Source organism: Microbacterium sp. NPDC059771 (genome assembly GCF_042732495.1).
GTDB lineage: Bacteria > Actinomycetota > Actinomycetes > Actinomycetales > Microbacteriaceae > Microbacterium > Microbacterium sufflavum.
In genome coordinates, this window is sequence record NZ_JBHWHK010000001.1 from 1309359 (window position 1) to 1326270 (window position 16912).

General features: G+C 71.2%; 14 protein-coding genes. 8 read left to right on the forward strand and 6 right to left on the reverse strand.

Going from position 1 to position 16912, the window contains the following annotated elements; all coding sequences use genetic code 11:
* Positions 1 to 2 precede the first annotated feature (2 nt).
* Entirely contained in the window at positions 3 to 1289 is a 1287-nt protein-coding gene (locus ACFV3I_RS06300) for an RNA polymerase sigma factor (RefSeq protein WP_378822564.1), read from the forward strand.
* Positions 1290 to 1423: 134 nt separating this feature from the next.
* On the opposite strand, the gene ACFV3I_RS06305 is transcribed toward ACFV3I_RS06300, so the two are convergent.
* A complete protein-coding gene (locus ACFV3I_RS06305) occupies positions 1424 to 1696 on the reverse strand; it encodes a GlsB/YeaQ/YmgE family stress response membrane protein (protein WP_136033553.1) in 273 nt (90 codons plus the stop codon).
* 159 nt (positions 1697 to 1855) lie between these two features.
* A complete protein-coding gene (locus tag ACFV3I_RS06310; protein ID WP_136033551.1) occupies positions 1856 to 2782 on the reverse strand; it encodes a Bax inhibitor-1/YccA family protein in 927 nt (308 codons plus the stop codon).
* A gap of 90 nt (positions 2783 to 2872) precedes the next feature.
* Here ACFV3I_RS06310 and ACFV3I_RS06315 point away from each other — a divergent pair, with 90 nt between their 5' ends.
* On the forward strand, positions 2873 to 3859 hold the full coding sequence (locus ACFV3I_RS06315; RefSeq protein WP_378822566.1) for a glycerophosphodiester phosphodiesterase family protein: 987 nt from the start codon (positions 2873 to 2875) through the stop codon (positions 3857 to 3859).
* A gap of 10 nt (positions 3860 to 3869) precedes the next feature.
* Here ACFV3I_RS06315 and ACFV3I_RS06320 read toward each other — a convergent pair whose 3' ends face one another.
* On the reverse strand, positions 3870 to 4268 hold the full coding sequence (locus ACFV3I_RS06320) for a YccF domain-containing protein (RefSeq protein ID WP_136033547.1): 399 nt from the start codon (positions 4266 to 4268) through the stop codon (positions 3870 to 3872).
* 89 nt (positions 4269 to 4357) lie between these two features.
* Here ACFV3I_RS06320 and ACFV3I_RS06325 point away from each other — a divergent pair, with 89 nt between their 5' ends.
* Both ACFV3I_RS06325 and ACFV3I_RS06330 read left to right on the forward strand, forming a co-directional pair.
* On the forward strand, positions 4358 to 5374 hold the full coding sequence (locus ACFV3I_RS06325; protein WP_136033545.1) for an ABC transporter ATP-binding protein: 1017 nt from the start codon (positions 4358 to 4360) through the stop codon (positions 5372 to 5374).
* Complete coding sequence (locus tag ACFV3I_RS06330) at positions 5371 to 6390, forward strand: ABC transporter permease (RefSeq protein ID WP_136033543.1); 1020 nt, start codon at positions 5371 to 5373, stop codon at positions 6388 to 6390. The genes ACFV3I_RS06325 and ACFV3I_RS06330 overlap by 4 nt, the downstream gene beginning before the upstream one ends.
* 12 nt (positions 6391 to 6402) lie before the next feature.
* Here the strand turns inward: ACFV3I_RS06330 and ACFV3I_RS06335 are convergent, their stop codons facing one another.
* Both ACFV3I_RS06335 and ACFV3I_RS06340 read right to left on the reverse strand, forming a co-directional pair.
* Positions 6403 to 7134: a hypothetical protein gene (locus ACFV3I_RS06335; protein WP_206251646.1), complete on the reverse strand. Its 732-nt coding sequence runs from the start codon at positions 7132 to 7134 to the stop codon at positions 6403 to 6405.
* Positions 7128 to 7451 (reverse strand): hypothetical protein, encoded by a 324-nt coding sequence (locus tag ACFV3I_RS06340; protein WP_168443103.1) that lies wholly within the window; start codon positions 7449 to 7451, stop codon positions 7128 to 7130. The genes ACFV3I_RS06335 and ACFV3I_RS06340 overlap by 7 nt, the downstream gene beginning before the upstream one ends.
* 263 nt (positions 7452 to 7714) lie before the next feature.
* Here ACFV3I_RS06340 and ACFV3I_RS06345 point away from each other — a divergent pair, with 263 nt between their 5' ends.
* From ACFV3I_RS06345 to ligD, 4 genes are all read left to right on the forward strand, one after another.
* Positions 7715 to 10813, forward strand: a complete 3099-nt coding sequence (locus ACFV3I_RS06345; protein WP_378822567.1) for a lamin tail domain-containing protein — start codon at positions 7715 to 7717, stop codon at positions 10811 to 10813.
* Positions 10814 to 10914: 101 nt separating this feature from the next.
* Positions 10915 to 13383, forward strand: coding sequence for an ATP-dependent helicase (locus ACFV3I_RS06350; protein WP_136033538.1), 2469 nt, complete (start codon positions 10915 to 10917; stop codon positions 13381 to 13383).
* Positions 13384 to 13428: 45 nt separating this feature from the next.
* Positions 13429 to 14718 carry an SseB family protein gene (locus ACFV3I_RS06355; protein ID WP_378822568.1) on the forward strand — a complete coding sequence of 430 codons (1290 nt, stop codon included), beginning with the start codon at positions 13429 to 13431 and terminating at the stop codon, positions 14716 to 14718.
* A 64-nt stretch (positions 14719 to 14782) separates the two neighbouring features.
* Entirely contained in the window at positions 14783 to 15853 is a 1071-nt protein-coding gene (gene ligD, locus ACFV3I_RS06360) for a non-homologous end-joining DNA ligase (protein WP_136036211.1), read from the forward strand.
* Between the two features lie 6 nt (positions 15854 to 15859).
* Here ligD and ACFV3I_RS06365 read toward each other — a convergent pair whose 3' ends face one another.
* Positions 15860 to 16903, reverse strand: a complete 1044-nt coding sequence (locus tag ACFV3I_RS06365; RefSeq protein ID WP_136031190.1) for an ATP-dependent DNA ligase — start codon at positions 16901 to 16903, stop codon at positions 15860 to 15862.
* Between the last annotated feature and the right edge of the window lie 9 nt (positions 16904 to 16912).

The window sequence follows — 16912 nt, forward strand, 5'->3', positions numbered from 1 at the left end:
CGATGGACGCGCACGACGTGACGGCACGCTCCGCCCCCGCAGAGGGGTCGGCGGAGCGGGCCGTCGCCGCGGTGTGGCGCATCGAGTCCGCACGCATCGTGGGCGCGCTCACCCGCATGGTCGGCGACTTCGGGCTCGCCGAGGATCTGGCGCAGGAGGCGCTGGTCGACGCACTGCGCCAGTGGCCCGTCGATGGGGTGCCGCGCAATGCGGCCGCGTGGCTCACCGCGGTCGCCAAGCGCAAGGCGGTGGACGCGTGGCGGCGTCGGGAGCGGCTGGACGACCGTCTGGCCCTGATCGCGCACGACCTGGAGCGCGAGCAGGCCGAGGGGCGGGATCCGTGGGACCCCGATGAGGTCGACGACGACGTGCTGCGGCTCATCTTCATCGCGTGCCACCCCGTGCTGTCGAGGGAGGCGCAGGTCGCGCTGACCCTCCGCGTGGTCGGCGGGTTGTCGAGCGAGGAGATCGCCCGGGCGTTCCTGGTGCCGACCGCGACCGTGCAGCAGCGCATCGTGCGGGCCAAGAAGACGCTCGCGGCGGCCCATGCGCCGTTCGAGGTGCCGCCGCGCGACGAGCATGCGCAGCGGCTCGGGGCGGTCCTGGGCGTGCTGTATCTGGTGTTCAACGAGGCGCACGCGGCGAGCAGCGGCCCGGAGTGGATGCGTCCGGAGCTGAGCGAGGAGGCGATCCGTCTCGCGCGCGTGCTGGCGGCGCTGATGCCGCGCGAGCCGGAGGTGCACGGTCTGCTCGCGCTGATGGAGCTCACCGCCGCCCGGTTCCCGGCCCGCCGCGACGCGAACGGCGACCCGGTGCTGCTCGCGGATCAGGATCGTGGCCGCTGGGATCGCAGTCGCATCGTCCGGGGTCGCGCCGCGCTGGCGACGGCGGACGGGTTGGGACGCGGTCGCGGGGTGTACGGCCTGCAGGCGGCGATCGCGGAGTGCCATGCCATCGCGGCCTCGGTCGACGACACCGACTGGGATCGGATCGTGCTGCTGTACGAGGCGCTCGGTCGCCTGGCCCCGTCCCCGGTCGTGGAGCTGAACCGCGCCGCGGCGGTGGCGATGGCCACGGGCCCCGCGTCGGCGCTGCGCATCGTCGACCAGCTCGCGGCGTCGGGCGCGCTGCGCGGCTATCACCTGCTCCCGGCGACGCGTGGCGAGCTGCTGCGGCGTCTCGGGCGGGAAGACGAGGCCCGCAGCGAGTTCGCGGTCGCCGCGGGCATCGCGGGCAACGACCGCGAGCGTGCGCTGCTGGAGCGCAAGGCCCGCGGGGCGGTGAGCTGAGCCCCGCCGTAGGGCCGGGCCATCCCCGCGAGGACGGGTCCGGGGGAAACGAAAAGACCCGCCCCTCACGGATGCTGTCGCAGCCGTGAGGGACGGGCGTGATGACGCGGGGGCGCGTCGAGTGGGGTCGCGCGTCAGTCGTTGACCTTCTGGCCACGGCCGACGATGAGGCCGTAGATCAGCAGCACGATGATCGAGCCGCCGATGGCGAGGAGCCAGGTTCCGAGGTCCCAGAACTCCGTGAGAGGACGGTTGAGGATCAGGCTGCCGAGCCATCCTCCGAGCAGGGCGCCGACGACGCCGAGCAGCAGCGTGACGAACCACCCGCCTCCCTGCTTACCGGGCAGGATCAGCTTGGCGATGGCTCCGGCGATGAGGCCGAGGAGAAGAAAGCCGAGAAAGCTCATGGTCAGCTCCTTGATGTCGGGAGCCCCGGGGTGCCGGGGCTTCGTGATATCCACAGTGCCGCGATCGGCAGTCGCGTGCCAACCCCTTGCGCCGCACTCCCCGGATATGGCAAGAGGCCCGCCTCCCCGAGGGGAGACGGGCCTCTGTCGCGACGGGCGTCAGTTGTTGCCGCGGGCGATCGCGATGATCCGCAGGATCTCCACGTACAGCCAGACGACGGTGACCATGATGCCGAAGGCGCCGAGCCAGCCGTACTTGCGGGGAGCGCCGTTGCGCACACCCTGCTGGATCTGGTCGAAGTCGAGCACCAGCGAATACGCGGCCATGATGACCACGAGCACGCCGATGATCAGACCGAGCGGGATACCCATGATCTTCGCGCTGTACAGACCGAAGGCTTGCTCAGCGGGCAGGACGTTCGTCCACATCAGCACGAGGTTCAGCAGCGAGAAGACCAGATAGCCGATCATGGCTACGAGGAAGATCTTGGTGGCCTTCTTGGAGGCACGGATCTTGCCGCTCGCGAACAGTGCCAGGGTGACGCCGACCACAGCGATCGTGGCGAGCGTCGCCTGCAACACGATGCCCGGCCAGCGGACCTCGAAGAACGCGGAGATGCCGCCGATGAACAGGCCCTCGAACGCCGCGTAGGCGAAGATCAGCGCGGGGCGGACCGTCTTGCGCGAGGTGAAGGTGATGACCATCGCGAGCACGAAGCCGCCGAGCGCACCGATGATCCACGGCAGCATGTTGACGGTGTTGCCGCCGTACGGGTCGAAGCGCGGGGCCGAGATGCCGCCGAGGGTCCACACCCAGCCGACCGCGGCGGTGACGAGGAGGATCGCGAACAGTCCAGCGGTCTTCCACACCGTGTCCTCGACCGACATGCGGTCGGTCTCGATGGCGCCGGCGGGCGGCGCCGCGTACATGCCCTCGAGCTGCGCGTTGGTGGCGGCGTCGACGGAGGCGTGCGTGAACGAGGCGTTCTGCGCACCCTGAGCAGCCTGCGGAGCGCCGGGATATGTCGCGACGTTGCGCGGGTCCTGCTGCTGGAACGCAGGATTGTTGAAAGCGAAGTTGCTCATTGGTGGGCCTCACTCCAAAGGGGGGTAGTAGGTCGCTTTCCTCCACGATACCCGGGCGGCGACACGCGCGGGGTGTTCTACGCTGTGAGCGTGCCCAGGAAAAACCCGCTCGTGATCGGGCATCGCGGAGCCCCCGGCTATCGCCCGGAGCACAGCCGCTCCTCCTATGAGCTCGCGCTGGCGATGGGCGTGGACGCGGTCGAGCCCGACGTGGTGGCGACGAAGGACGGGGTGCTGATCGTGCGCCACGAGAACGAGATCTCGGGCACGACCGACGTCGCGGAACACCCCGAGTTCGCCGATCGCCGGACGACCAAGCGCGTGGACGGCGCGACGCTGACCGGCTGGTTCACCGAGGACTTCACGTGGGACGAGCTCGCCACGCTGCGCACCCGCGAGCGGCTGCCCGAGGTGCGGGTGTCGAGCGCGAGCTTCGACGGGGGCCAGGCGATCCTGCGGCTGCGTGAGGTGCTCGACCTCGTGCGCGAGGGGTCGGTGGAGCACGGCAGGGAGATCGGCGTGGTGCTGGAGGTGAAGCACGCCACCTACTTCGCGAGTGCCGGTCTCGACCTGGCGCCGCTCATCGCCGCGGAGCTGCGCGAGGCCGGATGGGCGGACGGCGCGCTGCCGCTGGTGATCGAGAGCTTCGAGTCGACCGTGCTGCGGCAGCTGCGCGCCCTCGGGATGCCGGCGTCGTACGTGTATCTGATCGAGGCGAAGGGGCGTCCGTACGACCTGGCCGTCGCGCAGGGGAAGCGGGCGCGCACGTACCCCGAGACGGTGACGCCCGCGGGGCTCGACGCGCTGGTGGGTGAGGTGGACGGCATCAGCGTCGACAAGAAGATGCTGCTGGCCGAGGGGAACACGATCGTCGCGGATGCCCACGCCCGCGGCCTGTCGGTGTTCACGTGGACCTGCCGCCCCGAGAACGCGTTCCTCGCCCCGCGGTTCCGCGGCGACGGCGGGCGCGGGGCGTTCGGCGACTACGAGGCCGAGTGGGACGCGATCGCGCGGCAGGGCGTGGACGGCGTGTTCGTCGACCACCCCGACCTGGGTGTCGCGTTCTTCCGGGGCTGACGTCCGCGGGTCAGAGCGTACGGTCGAAGGCGCCGCGGCGGGTGGAGACGATCTCCTTGCCGAGGGGCATGAGGGAGACCGGGATCATCTTGAAGTCGGCGATGCCCATCGGGATGCCGATGATGGTGACGCACAGGGCGAGGCCGGAGACGATGTGCCCGATCGCGAGCCACCAGCCCGCGAGGATGACCCAGAGCACGTTGCCGAGGAACGAGCCGACGCCGGCGGTCGGCTTGCTGACGACCTCGCGGCCGAAGGGCCAGATGGCGTAGCGGGCGATGCGGAACGAGGCGATCGCCCAGGGGATCGTGACGATCGGGATGCACAGCAGCACTCCGGCGAGCAGATAGCCGAGGAAGAGGGCCCAGCCGGCGAGGATGACCCAGATGATGTTGAGGATCGTGCGCATTCTGCGATTGTGTCATCCGGTCGCGGGCGCGGCTGGGGATCCGCCCGGAGGTCCCGGGTGGGCGCGCGAACCGATGCCAGACTGACCGCATGACCGGAATATTGGTGCAGGACGTCAGCAGGGCCTTCGGGACGGTGCAGGCCGTACGCTCGGCCACCCTCCGCGCGGAACCGGGCAAGGTGACCGGACTGGTCGGGCCCAACGGTGCGGGCAAGACCACGCTGCTGCTCATGCTCGCGTCGCTCCTGGCACCCGACACCGGCACGATCCGCATCGGCGGCGTCGACCCGGCCGAAGATCCGCTCGCGGCCCGGCGACTGCTCGGCTGGATGCCCGACGCCCTCGGCGCCTGGCCCTCGCTCACCGCCCGCGAGACCATCGTCACGACCGCCCGGCTCTACGGCATCACCGCCGCGGATGCCGCCGTCCGCGCCCAGCAGCTGCTCGCCCTCGTCGGCCTGGGCGAGCTCGCCGACTCGCCGGCCAAGGTGCTGTCGCGCGGACAGAAGCAGAAGCTCGGCCTCGCCCGCGCCCTCGTGCACGACCCCCAGGTGCTGCTCCTCGACGAGCCGGCCTCCGGGCTCGACCCCGAAGCGCGCGTGCAGCTGCGGGTGCTGCTGCGCCGGTTCGCGGCCGAGGGTCGCACGATCCTCATCTCCAGCCACATCCTGTCGGAGCTCGAAGAGGTCGTCGACGACGCCGTGTTCCTCGTCGCCGGATCGGTGGTCGACGCCGCCCCCGCGCAGAGCAGCGTGCGCGCGTGGCGCATCCGCCTGGCGGGCGTCACCCCGGAGCGTCTGAGCGCCGACACCTGGCAGGTGGCATCGCAGCTCGGCCTCGCGCCCGAGTCGCTCGCCGTCGACCGCGGCGCCGTGCTCGTGGGGTTCGCCGGGGAGGACGCGGCCGCCCAGTCGCTGCGGCGGCTCGTGGAGGCGGGACTGCCCGTGGCGGAGTTCGCACCGGCGCAGAGCGACCTCGAGCACACGTTCCTGCACCTGCAGCACCCCGCGCCCGCACAGCCGGCGACCGCGCCGACCCCGCCACCGCCCGCCCCGCCCGCGGCCACATCGCCCGCGACCACCGAAGGAACGGAGGCCGGCGCATGAGTCTCGCGAACATCGGCATCATCGCCCGGCTCGAACTCACGCAGCGGCTGCGGAGCGTCGGCTGGTACGTGCTCCTCGGCGTCTTCGCCCTCGTGCTGCTGGGCATCACCGGGCTCGCGTTCGCCGTGTACTCCTGGGGCGACGCGGTCGGCGCCGGGGTGTACTCCATCGTCGTCAACATCGTGCTGCTGCTCGTGGTGCTCGTCTCGCCGACGCTCAGCGGCAACGCGATCAACGGCGACCGCGATGCCGCCACCCTCGGTGCGATCCAGGTCACGGCCGCGTCGACCGGCGACATCATGCTGGGCAAGCTCCTCGCCGCCATCGCGACCGGCGGGGCGTTCCTGCTCGTCGCCGTGCCGTTCCTGGCGCTGTCGTTGCTCGGTGGCGGCGCCGATCCGCTCGTGCTCCTGGTGTCGCTGCTCGTGCTCGCGGCCGAGATCGTGGTGGTGGCCGCGATCGGGGTCGGGCTCAGCGGGCTCATCGCGCGCCCCCTGTTCTCCGTCGCGGCCACCTACCTCGTCGTCTCGGGGCTCGTGGTCGGCACGCTGATCGTCTTCGCGCTGGGCGGCATGGCCATCCGCAGCGAGGCCACCAGCTACAGCCGTCCGTACGACGCGAACGGCAACGTCGAGTGCGACCGGTGGGAGGTTTCCACGACCTACGAGGCGCCGCGCTTCGACCTGGTGTGGTGGGCGCTCGCCGCGAACCCGTTCGTGGTGCTCGCGGACGCCACGCCCACCGAGTTCTCCTCGGACGGCTACCCCGTCGACCTGTTCGGCCAGATCAAGTACGGCCTGCGCAGCGCCCAGCAGTCACCGCTGGAGCAGAGGTGGGACGAGTGCGACACGGACGGGAACTACCGCACACCGCAGGAGGTCATCGAGTCGTCGGTGCCCAGCTGGTTCGTGGGGCTCGGGGTGCAGGTCGTGATCGCCGGATCGCTGTTCGCCGGGGCCTGGGCGCGCACCCGCACGCCCGCGCGACGCCTGCCGCCCGGCACGCGGATCGCCTGACGGTACGGGAGGTCACGCCCTGTGCTCGGATTCTCTGACCCAGCTCGAGTACTCGACGAGTGCTCTGACGTCCGACGCCGCCAACACGCGAAGGTCGTCGTCGGGGAACAGGGTCTGAACGGTGAGCACAGGATGGCCCTCCGCATCGAGACGACTTCCCACGGCTTCGAGGTTGAGCGGATCGGCGCGGACGATTCGAGCGTGTGCATCGCGCACCTGCGCGAGCGTGTGGGCGGAGGCTACGACGCGGAGATCGTCGCCGAAGAACGGGCGTAGTCGATCCCGCACCGTGTCGACGTCGTACGCCACCACGTAGTGAAGGTAGTGGCGTGACCCGTGACGCTCCTGGCACAACGGAACCCACTCGGCCGCGAGGGGCGGATCGTCGGAGAACAGCAGGTTCGCTACGTCCTCGGTGAACGGCGCGTCGAACGGCGCGGGAACATGCTCCTCGATTCCGCGGAATCTCGCCGGCGGTTCGCGCGTTAACGCTGGACGCGCCGAGATCACCCGGAGCGCACGCTCCGTCACCGTTGCCTGGATCTGCACGAGGCCGCCGTCCTGAGCGGCCAGAAGTTCGGCGCTCGGATCGGTGAGACGCAGTCGCGCTCCTGGAAGCGGTGGTTCGGAGGGGCGCTCGATCTCAAGCTGGGAATCGCCCTCTCGTCGAAGAGCGCCCGTGCATGTCACCGTCGAGCCCACGCCGAGGAATGCTGTAAGGGGTTCGATAGGGGGCATCAGCATCCGCAGGGGTCGTAGGGGTTGTCTTCCAGGACCCAGAGCGCGTATTTATAAGGCGGCCATGGGTAACCGGGAGCCTTCGTGTCGCGACGGCACTGGTGATCATAGAGGCCGTACTTGGCCGCGAGGCCAGACGACTTCAGGTGCTTCCAGCGAGCTTCGCAGGTGCTGATCGATTTGAAACCGCTTTGCCATGGACGCCAATGCATCGCCGCGCTAGCCTGCTCTGCTGTCCCGATGGTCAGCATGAAGGCCAACAGGGCCGTCAAAATGGCGGCGGAGAATCGGGATCCCCGCCCGGAATTGACTGTCGTTTGCACGTTGCTACTCCCTCGAAACTGGTGGACCCGGGCATCAGGACCGGTCGGAATCCGGGCCTCGTGCGGGCCACGGTAAGTCGAAGTCGCGGGTACGCGGACGCAGGGGTTTTGGGATATCGGGATGAAACAGCGACGGAGGCCGCGGGATCGCCACCCGCCGTTCACCGTCCGTGCACCGGGCGGACCGACGGCGTCCACCGGGGGTCGGTGGTCTGGGCTCATACCCGTCTGAGCCCGTCCGGGCGATCCCTCCAGGAGACTCCATGCCCCGCTTGCAGTCCGCAGCGGCGGTCGCGGCGGTGTGCGCACTGAGCGCCGCCGCCCTGCTCGCCGCCCCCGCCGCGGTCGCCGCCACCGGCGTCCGTCCGACCGAAGAGACCGCGTCGGTCGCCGACCCGTCGGGGCTCGTACTGAACGAGATCGTCTACGACGACGCGCCCACCGGGCTCGCCGACCAGGTCGAGCTGTACAACGCGGGCGACACCCCCGTGGACCTCGCGGGCTGGACCATCGCCGACGAGAAGCGCGACAGCGTCGGTCGAGCACCGGAGGGCACGGTGCTGGCGCCCGGCGAGTTCCTCGTGCTCGTGAAGGACGTGGACTTCCCGTACGGGCTCGGCAAGGGCGACGAGGTCGTGCTCGTCGACCCCAGCGGCGTCGAGGTCGACTCCTACGCGTACGACAACACGGCCCCGCTGTCGGTATGGGCGCGCTGCCCCGACGGCACGGGGGCCTGGGCGCCGGCGACCGCGGTGACCCCGGGAGCGCCCAACGACTGCAGCGTCGCGCCCGTCGACGGCTCGATCCGCATCAACGAGGTCGACTCGCAGCCCGCCGACTGGGTGGAGTTCCACAACCCGGGCACCGAGGCGCTCGACCTCTCCGGATACGAGATCCGCGACAACTCCGACGACCACCGCTGGACGTTCCTGCCGGGCACGCAGATCGCGGCGGGACAGTTCCTCGTGGTGGAGGAGGGCACGATCGGCCTGGTCGACGGCGTCGAGACCGCGTTCCGCGACCCGATCGGCATCGGCAGCGCCGACCGCATCCGTCTCTTCGACGCGTCGGGAGCGATGATCGACGACACGCTGCCCTGGCAGGGTCATGCCGTGATCGACGGGGACGCCGCCGCGGCCACTCTGGCCCGCTGCCCCGACGGGGTCGGCGCGTTCGTGCTCGCCTACGCGACCCCGGGAGCGGCGAACTCCTGCGTCCTGCCGTCGGTCGCGATCAACGAGATCGAGTCGAACGGCGACGCCACCGACTGGGTCGAGGTCATCAACACCGGCAGCACGCCGGTCGACCTGTCGGGGTGGACCGTGATGGACAACGACCCGGTCGGGCACGCCGCCGAGACCACGCCGCTTCCCGCCGGCACCGTGCTGGCGCCCGGCGGCTACCTGGTGTTCGACCAGCCCGAGGACTTCGTCTTCGGGCTCGGCAACGGCGACACCGTGACGATCCGCGACGCGAACGGCACCGCGGTCGATCAGCACGTGTACCCCGCACACGCCGAGGGTGTGTGGGCGCGCTGCGCCGACGGCTCGGGCGAGTTCATCGATGCACCAGCCGCCACCAAGGGAGCGCGCAACGCCTGCGGCAACCCGGTGCGCATCAACGAGGTGGAGTCTGACGGCGGCTCGCCCGACGACTGGGTCGAGCTCGTGAACCCGACGACGGCGGCCCTCGACGTGTCGGGCATCGTCGTGAAGGACGACGACGACGCGCACGCCTACGCGATCCCCGCCGGCACCTCGATCGCCGCGGGCGGCTACCTCGTGATCGAGCGCGCGCAGCTCGGGTTCGGCCTCGGCGGAGGCGACGCGGTGCGTTTGTTCGACGGCGATCTGCTCGTCGACGAGACCAGCTGGGGTGAGGGGCACGCGGCCGTCACCTGGGGCCGCTGCCCCGATCTGACGGGCGCCTTCGCGGTCACTGCGGAGTCGACCAAGGGTGCAGCGAACGTGTGCGCCGGCGAGGTGCCGGTGGGCGTGTGGCCCGGCTCCGCGGAGGTGCGCGTGGTCGACGAGACCCCGACGTTCCTGGAGGACAGCTCCGGCCTCGACGTGCAGGAGACGGCCGACGGTGCGGTGCTGTGGGCCGTGGACAACGGCGAGGGGCGCATCTGGAAGCTCGATGCGCACGCCGACGGCTCGGTCGAGAAGGCCGACGGCTGGGACGAGGGCAAGCGCGTCCGCTTCCAGAAGGATGCGCAGGACCCCGGCGCCGCCGGCCCCGACACCGAGGGCATCACGGTCGACGGCGACGGCTTCGTCTACGTCGCCTCCGAGCGCGACAACAGCGCGAAGGGCGTGAACCGGAACGTCGTGCTGAAGGTCGACCCCGAGGCGAACGCCGGAGACCTGGTCGCCCTGCAGGAGTGGGATCTGACGGCACTGCTTCCCGCGGTCGGCGCGAACCTCGGCGTGGAGGCCGTGCAGTGGGTGCCGGACGCGGCGCTCGCCGGGAAGCTCTTCGACGACACCACGGGCGCCGCCTACGACCCCGCCGACCACGCCGGTCACGGCAGCGGCCTGTTCCTGGTCGCGGTGGAGGACAACGGGCACGTCTACGCTTTCGCGCTCGCCGCGGACGGCACCGCGACCCTGGTGTCGGAGCTCGCGCCGGGTCTCGCCGGCGTCATGGCCCTCCACTGGGACACGGTGCGGAACACGCTGTGGGCGGTCTGCGACGACGGCTGCCAGGGTCGTTCGGCCGAGATCACCCTCAACGGCACCGCACAGCCGGGCATCGCCCACTATGCGCGACCAGCGGGCATGCCCGACATCAACAACGAGGGCTTCGCGACCGCGCCGGCCTCGCTGTCTGTCGACGGACAGCGCCCGGTGTGGTGGTTCGCCGACGGCTTCGCCGCGCAGGCGCTGCGCACGGGCACGCTGCCAGGCGGCGTGGACGGCGAGAACCCGGGCACCGGCACGCCGCCGCTGCCGGGGACCGACCTCGTCGACGGCAACCGCCACGGCGTGACGGTCGACCCGGCGGTCGCGAGCCGGGGCCAGCGGGTCACGGTCACGGTCGGCTCCGCCGCCGCCGGCACCGCCGCCGAGGTGTGGCTGTACTCCGACCCGGTGCGCCTCGCCACGGGGACCCTCTCGGCGACGGGCGCCCTCACGGTCACGGTCCCGGCGGACGCGGCCCTTGGCGCCCACCGCATCGCGGTCTACGCGGCGGACGGAGCCCTGCTGGGCTGGGCTGACCTGCGCATCGCGGAGGGCACGGGCGCCGCGGGCGGCCTCGCTGCCACGGGCGCAGAGCTTCCGGTCGCGGCGGCGGTGCTGGCGCTCGTGCTGCTCACGTCCGGTGCGGTGGCGGTCGGACGCCGCCGTCGCGCGCACTGATCGGGCGGAGGGGCGCGCGGGCGAGGCTCGCGCGCCCCTCTCGGCGTACGTACGACTCCCGCGACCGCGATGTCGGTGCCGCCGCCTAGACTCGTAAGGTCATGACCGAAGCCCCTCTCATCGTCCCCGGATCCGTCGGCCCCCAGTCCTCCGGCGCCCCCGCACAGGACGACCTCCTCGCCGGCCTGAACCCGCAGCAGCTCGAGGCCGTCACCTACCGCGGCCCCGCACTCCTGATCGTCGCGGGGGCGGGGTCGGGCAAGACCAGCGTGCTCACGCGCCGCATCGCCTCGCTGCTCCGCAACCGCGAGGCGTGGCCGAGCCAGATCCTCGCCATCACCTTCACGAACAAGGCCGCCGGCGAGATGCGCGAGCGTGTCGAGGGCATCATCGGCGACGCCGCGCGGGGCATGTGGATCTCTACCTTCCACTCGGCCTGCGTGCGCATCCTCCGCCGCGAAGCGCAGCAGTTCGGCTTCACGAAGAACTTCACGATCTACGACTCCGGCGACTCGCGCGCGCTCATCAAGCGCCTGGTCAAGGAGCACGAGGCCGACGCGTACGGCCTCACCCCCGCCTCGGTGCAGGGGCGCATCTCCAAGCTCAAGAACGAGCTGTCCGACGCCGAGTCCTATGCGCGCCAGGCGAACATGACCGATCCGGCGGAGCGCGTGTTCGTCGAGGTGTTCGCCGACTACCAGCGGCAGCTGCAGCGCGCGAACGCGTTCGACTTCGACGACCTGATCGGGCAGACCGTGTACCTGTTCCGGGCGTTCCCGCAGGTCGCGGACACGTATCGGCGGCGGTTCCGGCACATCCTGGTCGACGAGTACCAGGACACCAACCACGCCCAGTACGCGCTCATCCACGAACTCACGCGTCCGGTGTCGGGTGTCGGATCGGCGCCCGATCCGTATGCCTCGAACGGCATGATGATCTTCGAGCCCGACCCCGAGCCCTCCGCGGGCGCGGGCGAACCGGGAGCCTCGCTCACGGTGGTCGGCGACTCCGACCAATCGATCTACGCGTTCCGCGGCGCCGACATCCGCAACATCAGCGAGTTCGAGCGCGACTTCCCCGGCGCGAAGGTCGTGCTGCTGGAGCAGAACTACCGCTCTACGCAGAACATCCTCTCCGCGGCGAACGCCGTGATCGGCAACAACTTCGACCGCAAGGACAAGAAGCTCTGGAGCGACCGGGGCGACGGTGACAAGATCATCGGGTTCACCGGCTACTCGCAGCACGACGAGGCGCAGTTCGTCGCCGACGAGGTCGAGGCGCTGCACCGCGCCGGCATGCCGTACTCCGAGATGGCCGTGTTCTATCGCACGAACTCGCAGTCGCGCGCGCTGGAGGAGATCTTCATCCGCTCGGCCGTGCCCTACAAGATCATGGGCGGCACCAAGTTCTACGAGCGCGCCGAGATCAAGGACGCGCTGGCCTACCTGGTCGCCGTCGCGAACCCGGCCGATGAGATGGCGGTGCGCCGCATCCTCAACAAGCCGCGGCGCGGCATCGGCGATGTGACCGAGACCGCGATCGCCCGGTTCGCCGACGAGCACGGCATCACGTTCCGGGAGGCGCTGTCGATGCCCGGTCAGCTCGGTGTCGGGCCCAAGATCCAGGCCGCGATCGCGCAGCTCGACGCCGTGCTCGCGGAGGCGACCGCGATCATGCTGCCCGCCACGGGCGAGGTGCCGCCGCCCACGTCGGTCGCCGACGGTCTGAGCCTGCTGCTGTCCAAGAGCGGCTACCTCGACGCGCTGCGCGCCAGCCGCGACCCGCAGGACGAGGCGCGCGTGGAGAACCTCGACGAGTTCGTCGCCGTGACCCGCGACTTCGCGCGCAACAACCCCGAGGGCACGATCACCGACTTCCTCACCGAGGTCGCCCTGGTGTCCGACGCCGACGACCTCGACGACGAGTCGGGGTCGGTGTCGCTCATGACGATGCACACCGCCAAGGGCCTGGAGTACGACGCGGTGTTCGTGACGGGTGTGGAGGAAGACCTCATCCCGCACCGCATCTCGGCGGGGGAGCCCGGGGGGCCGCAGGAGGAGCGTCGACTGTTCTACGTCGGCATCACCCGCGCCCGCAAGCGCCTGCACCTGTCGCTCGCGATGACGCGGGCTCAGTTCGGCGAGGTGTCGGTGGCGATGCCGAGCCGGTTCCTGCAGGAGATCCCCGCGGCGCTGATCGATTGGCGGCAGTCGCCCGGCGACGTGAACTCGCGCGGCGGCATGCAGTCGAGGGCGCTCAACGCGCGGCGCTCGGGCGGCTTCGGCGGTTCGGGCTCCGGCGACCGGTTCGGCGTCAAGCCGCTGCCGCGGGAGTCGCTCAAGCCCCTGTCGACCGCGATGGACAAGATCCCCAACCGGGTGACGGCCAAGATGCGCGACAACGGCGACCTGGAGCTCGCGGCGGGCGACCGCATCCGGCACGTCGACTTCGGCGAGGGCCGCGTGGACGCGGTCACGGGCGAGGGGGCGAAGCGGATCGCCCACGTGCGGTTCGACACGGCGGGGCAGAAGAAGCTGCTCATCAAGGTCGCGCCGATCGAGAAGCTGTAGCGCCGCGCGCGGGGCCGGAACACGCAGACGGTTAGGCTGGCTCATATGGCCCTCTTCTCCCGCCGCAAGAAGTCCGGCGACGACGCTGTCGCTTCCCCCGAGGTCGAGTCCACCCCGGTCGAGTCTCCTGAGACGACCGCGCCCGAGGTGACCGCGCCTGAGACGACCGCACCCGAGGGAACCGCGCCCGAGGGAACCGCGTCCGAGGCGAGCGCGCCCGAGGGAACTGCCTCCGCGACCGGAGCGCCGGCGACCGAGGGTACGGATCCTGCGCCCGAGGCCGCCGCGACGCCGACCGTGGGAATCTCCGTGCAGGCGTTCCGCGGCGTCGGCGCCGAGGCCGGCCCCGAGGTCGCGCCCCCCGCTGCCGAGCCGGACCCCAGCGCCCCCACGGTCACCTCTCCCGCCACCGCCACCTCTCCCGCCACCGCTTCCGCACCCTCCGCGACCGTCCCCGCCGCGCGCCCGACCGGGCAGCCCGCGACGCCGCAGGAGCGGAAGCTGCCGCTGGCCCCGGCCCTCCCGCCGGAGCAGACGGAGAGCGTTCCCGGCATGAAGGACAACGTCCTGCTGCGCGAGGCCCTGGCCCAGATCGAGGCCGGAGCGTCCAACGAGCAGCTGCTCGGGGTGCTGCGGCAGGCGCTGCAGAGTCACCTGTTCATCCGCGTGAACGGCGACGCCAGGGAGCAGATCAGCGAGGGCAAGCCGCTCGCGGTCGCGGTCGTGCGCGACGGCGACCGTCAGTTCATGCTCGCGTTCAGCTCGGCGGCCGCGGTGCGCGACTCCGTGCAGCTCGAGGGTGACCCCTCCGCGACGTCGGCGGTCGCGCAGCCGTCCACCTCGGTCATGCAGCACGTGGTCGCGGGGGAGTTCGCCGGACTCATCATCGACAACGCCTCGGCGCCGCACCGCGTGGTGTTCCCCACGGAGCTGCTGGAGAAGACGCTCGAGCAGGCCGACACCGAGATGACGGTCAAGTCCCTGATCGCCGGTCCGCGCGCGCAGGACACCCCCGCGAAGGTGGGGGAGGCCCTCGCGACGACGCGTATGTGGGTGGCCGTGAACGACGGATCCGGAACCGGTCAGGTCGGCATCGCCGAGGCCCAGACCGCCGACGGACGCCGGTTCCTGCAGCTCTTCTCGCACCCGCTGGAGGTCATCGCCCTGGGGCGTGGCGACCGGCCGCTGCCGTTCGAGCCGGAGCAGCTGGCGAAGGTGCTCACGAGTCACGCCGAGATGGCGGGCGTGATCGTGGACTCCGCCGGTCCGTCGATCGTGGTGGAGCGCGACGCCCTCGCACCGGTCCTCGTCCGCGCCGTGCAGATCGACGACTGAGCCGAGCGTGTTCCCCCGGCCGCCGGGGGTTCCGCCCGTCGGGGGTGCGCCCTAGGGTCGGATCATGGCCTCCGAACGCGTGACCCTGACCGTCTCCGACCCCGACGGGGAGCGCGAGGTCTCCCTCTCCAGCCCGAACCGGGTGGTGTGGCCCGACCTCGGCATCACCAAGGCCGAGCTGGCGGAGTACGTGCAGCAGGTCGCGCAGCCGTTCCTGTCGGCCAACGGCCATCGCCCCGTGTCCCTCGAACGGTTCCGCGACGGCGTGGGCGCGAGCGGGGAGCCGAGGGCGGAGGGCTTCTTCTCGAAGAACCCACCCAAGGGCACCCCCGACTTCGTCGATGCCGTGACCGTGACGTACAACAGCGGCCGCCGACACCCGCAGATCGTGCTCACCCGGCCCAGCGCGATCGTGTGGGCGGTGCAGATGAACACGATCGTGTTCCACCCGTGGGCGTCGCTGGCGGAGAACTCCGACAACCCGGTGGAGCTGCGCATCGACCTCGACCCCCAGCCCGGCACCGGCTTCGCCGAGGCCGTGCCCGCGGCCCACGCGCTGCGGGAGGTGCTGCGCGAGGCCGGTCTGGAGGCGTTCGCGAAGACGAGCGGCAACCGCGGCCTGCACGTGTTCGCGCCGATCGAGCCGACGCACGAGTTCCTCGACGTGCGGCACGCGGTGATCGCGGCAGGGCGCGAGCTGGAACGACGCATGCCCGACCGGGTCACGACGAACTGGTGGAAGGAGGAGCGCGGCGAGCGGCTGTTCGTGGACTTCAACCAGGCCAACCGCGACCGCACCATGGCCGGCGCCTACAGCCCCCGTGCGCTCCCGGGAGCGACCGTCTCGACGCCGGTGCACTGGGACGAGCTCGACGACGTCGATCCGCGCTCGTTCACGGTGCGCAGCATCCCGCAGCGACTCGACGACATCGGCGACCCGTGGGCCGACATGCAGGCGACGCCGGGACGCATCGACACCCTCCTGGAGTGGTGGGAGCGAGACCTGGCGGCGGGGCTGGGCGAGCTGCCGTTCCCGCCCGAGTTCCCCAAGATGCCCGGCGAGCCGCCGCGCGTGCAGCCCAGCAAGAAGAACGCCGCGAACTGGGACGAGAACGGCAACCCCGTCGAGGACTGACGCGGCTCAGCTGAGCACGTCGGCGAGGTCGTAACCCGCGACCGTGTCGAGCTGGTCGTACGTGCAGGAGCGCGCGTCCCGGTCGGGTCGCCACCGCTCGAACTGCACCGTGTGGCGGAAGCGCGCACCCTCCAGCTGGTCGTACCGCACCTCCAGCACGCGCTCGGGGCGGAGGCGCACGAACGACACGTCCTTCGACCCGCTGAACCGCGAACGCTCACCCTCGCCCGTCACGGCCGCTCCGGAGGCGTCGCGCTCCACGAGCGGCGCGAGCTCCTCCACCAGCTGCTGGCGCCGCGCGTCGCTCCAGGCCGCGACACCGCCGACCTGGCGCAGTGTCCCGTCGGCGTCGTACAGCCCGACCAGCAGCGAGCCCACCCCTGAGCCGGACTTGTGGATGCGGTAGCCGAGCGCGACCACGTCGGCGGTGCGGGCATGCTTGATCTTGAGCAGGGTGCGCTTGCCCGGCGCGTAGGGCTGGTCGAGCGGCTTCGCCACGACGCCGTCGAGCCCGGCACCCTCGAACTCCTCGAGCCAGCGGACGGCGGCGTCGCGGTCGCGCGTGGTGCGGGTGAGGTGCAGGGGATGCTCGACCGCCTCCATCACGCTCTCCAGCCGGGCGCGCCTCGTCTCGAAGCTCTGCGTCTGCAGGTCGTCTTCGCCGTACGCGAGCAGGTCGAAGGCCACGAACATGGCAGGGGTCTCCGCGGCGAGCTTCGCGACGCGCGAGGCGGCCGGGTGGATGCGCTGGCTGAGGGCTTCCCAGTCCAGCCGCTGCGCTCCCTGCGGCCCGGTCGCCACCACGATCTCCCCGTCGAGCAGGCACGGGCCGGGGAGCAGCTCAGGGATCACGTCGACGAGCTCGGGGAAGTAGCGCGTGAGGGGCTTCGCGCCGCGGGATCCGATCTCGACGGTCTCGCCGTCCCAGGCGATCAGCCCGCGGAAGCCGTCCCACTTCGGCTCGAAGAGCAGTCCGCCGGGATGCTTCACGGGGTCGGGCACCGTGGCGGTCGCCTTGGCGAGCATGGGGGCGGGGATCTCGTAGCGCATGCACCCATC

Coding starts and splice junctions, on each gene's coding strand:
- ACFV3I_RS06345 (WP_378822567.1), top strand. CDS start 7,715: ATGCCCCGCTTGCAGTCCGCAGCGGCGGTCGCGGCGGTGTGCGCACTG.
- ligD (WP_136036211.1), top strand. CDS start 14,783: ATGGCCTCCGAACGCGTGACCCTGACCGTCTCCGACCCCGACGGGGAG.
- ACFV3I_RS06325 (WP_136033545.1), top strand. CDS start 4,358: ATGACCGGAATATTGGTGCAGGACGTCAGCAGGGCCTTCGGGACGGTG.
- ACFV3I_RS06350 (WP_136033538.1), top strand. CDS start 10,915: ATGACCGAAGCCCCTCTCATCGTCCCCGGATCCGTCGGCCCCCAGTCC.
- ACFV3I_RS06335 (WP_206251646.1), bottom strand. CDS start 7,134: ATGCTGATGCCCCCTATCGAACCCCTTACAGCATTCCTCGGCGTGGGC.
- ACFV3I_RS06355 (WP_378822568.1), top strand. CDS start 13,429: ATGGCCCTCTTCTCCCGCCGCAAGAAGTCCGGCGACGACGCTGTCGCT.
- ACFV3I_RS06320 (WP_136033547.1), bottom strand. CDS start 4,268: ATGCGCACGATCCTCAACATCATCTGGGTCATCCTCGCCGGCTGGGCC.
- ACFV3I_RS06305 (WP_136033553.1), bottom strand. CDS start 1,696: ATGAGCTTTCTCGGCTTTCTTCTCCTCGGCCTCATCGCCGGAGCCATC.
- ACFV3I_RS06310 (WP_136033551.1), bottom strand. CDS start 2,782: ATGAGCAACTTCGCTTTCAACAATCCTGCGTTCCAGCAGCAGGACCCG.
- ACFV3I_RS06365 (WP_136031190.1), bottom strand. CDS start 16,903: ATGCGCTACGAGATCCCCGCCCCCATGCTCGCCAAGGCGACCGCCACG.
- ACFV3I_RS06300 (WP_378822564.1), top strand. CDS start 3: ATGGACGCGCACGACGTGACGGCACGCTCCGCCCCCGCAGAGGGGTCG.
- ACFV3I_RS06330 (WP_136033543.1), top strand. CDS start 5,371: ATGAGTCTCGCGAACATCGGCATCATCGCCCGGCTCGAACTCACGCAG.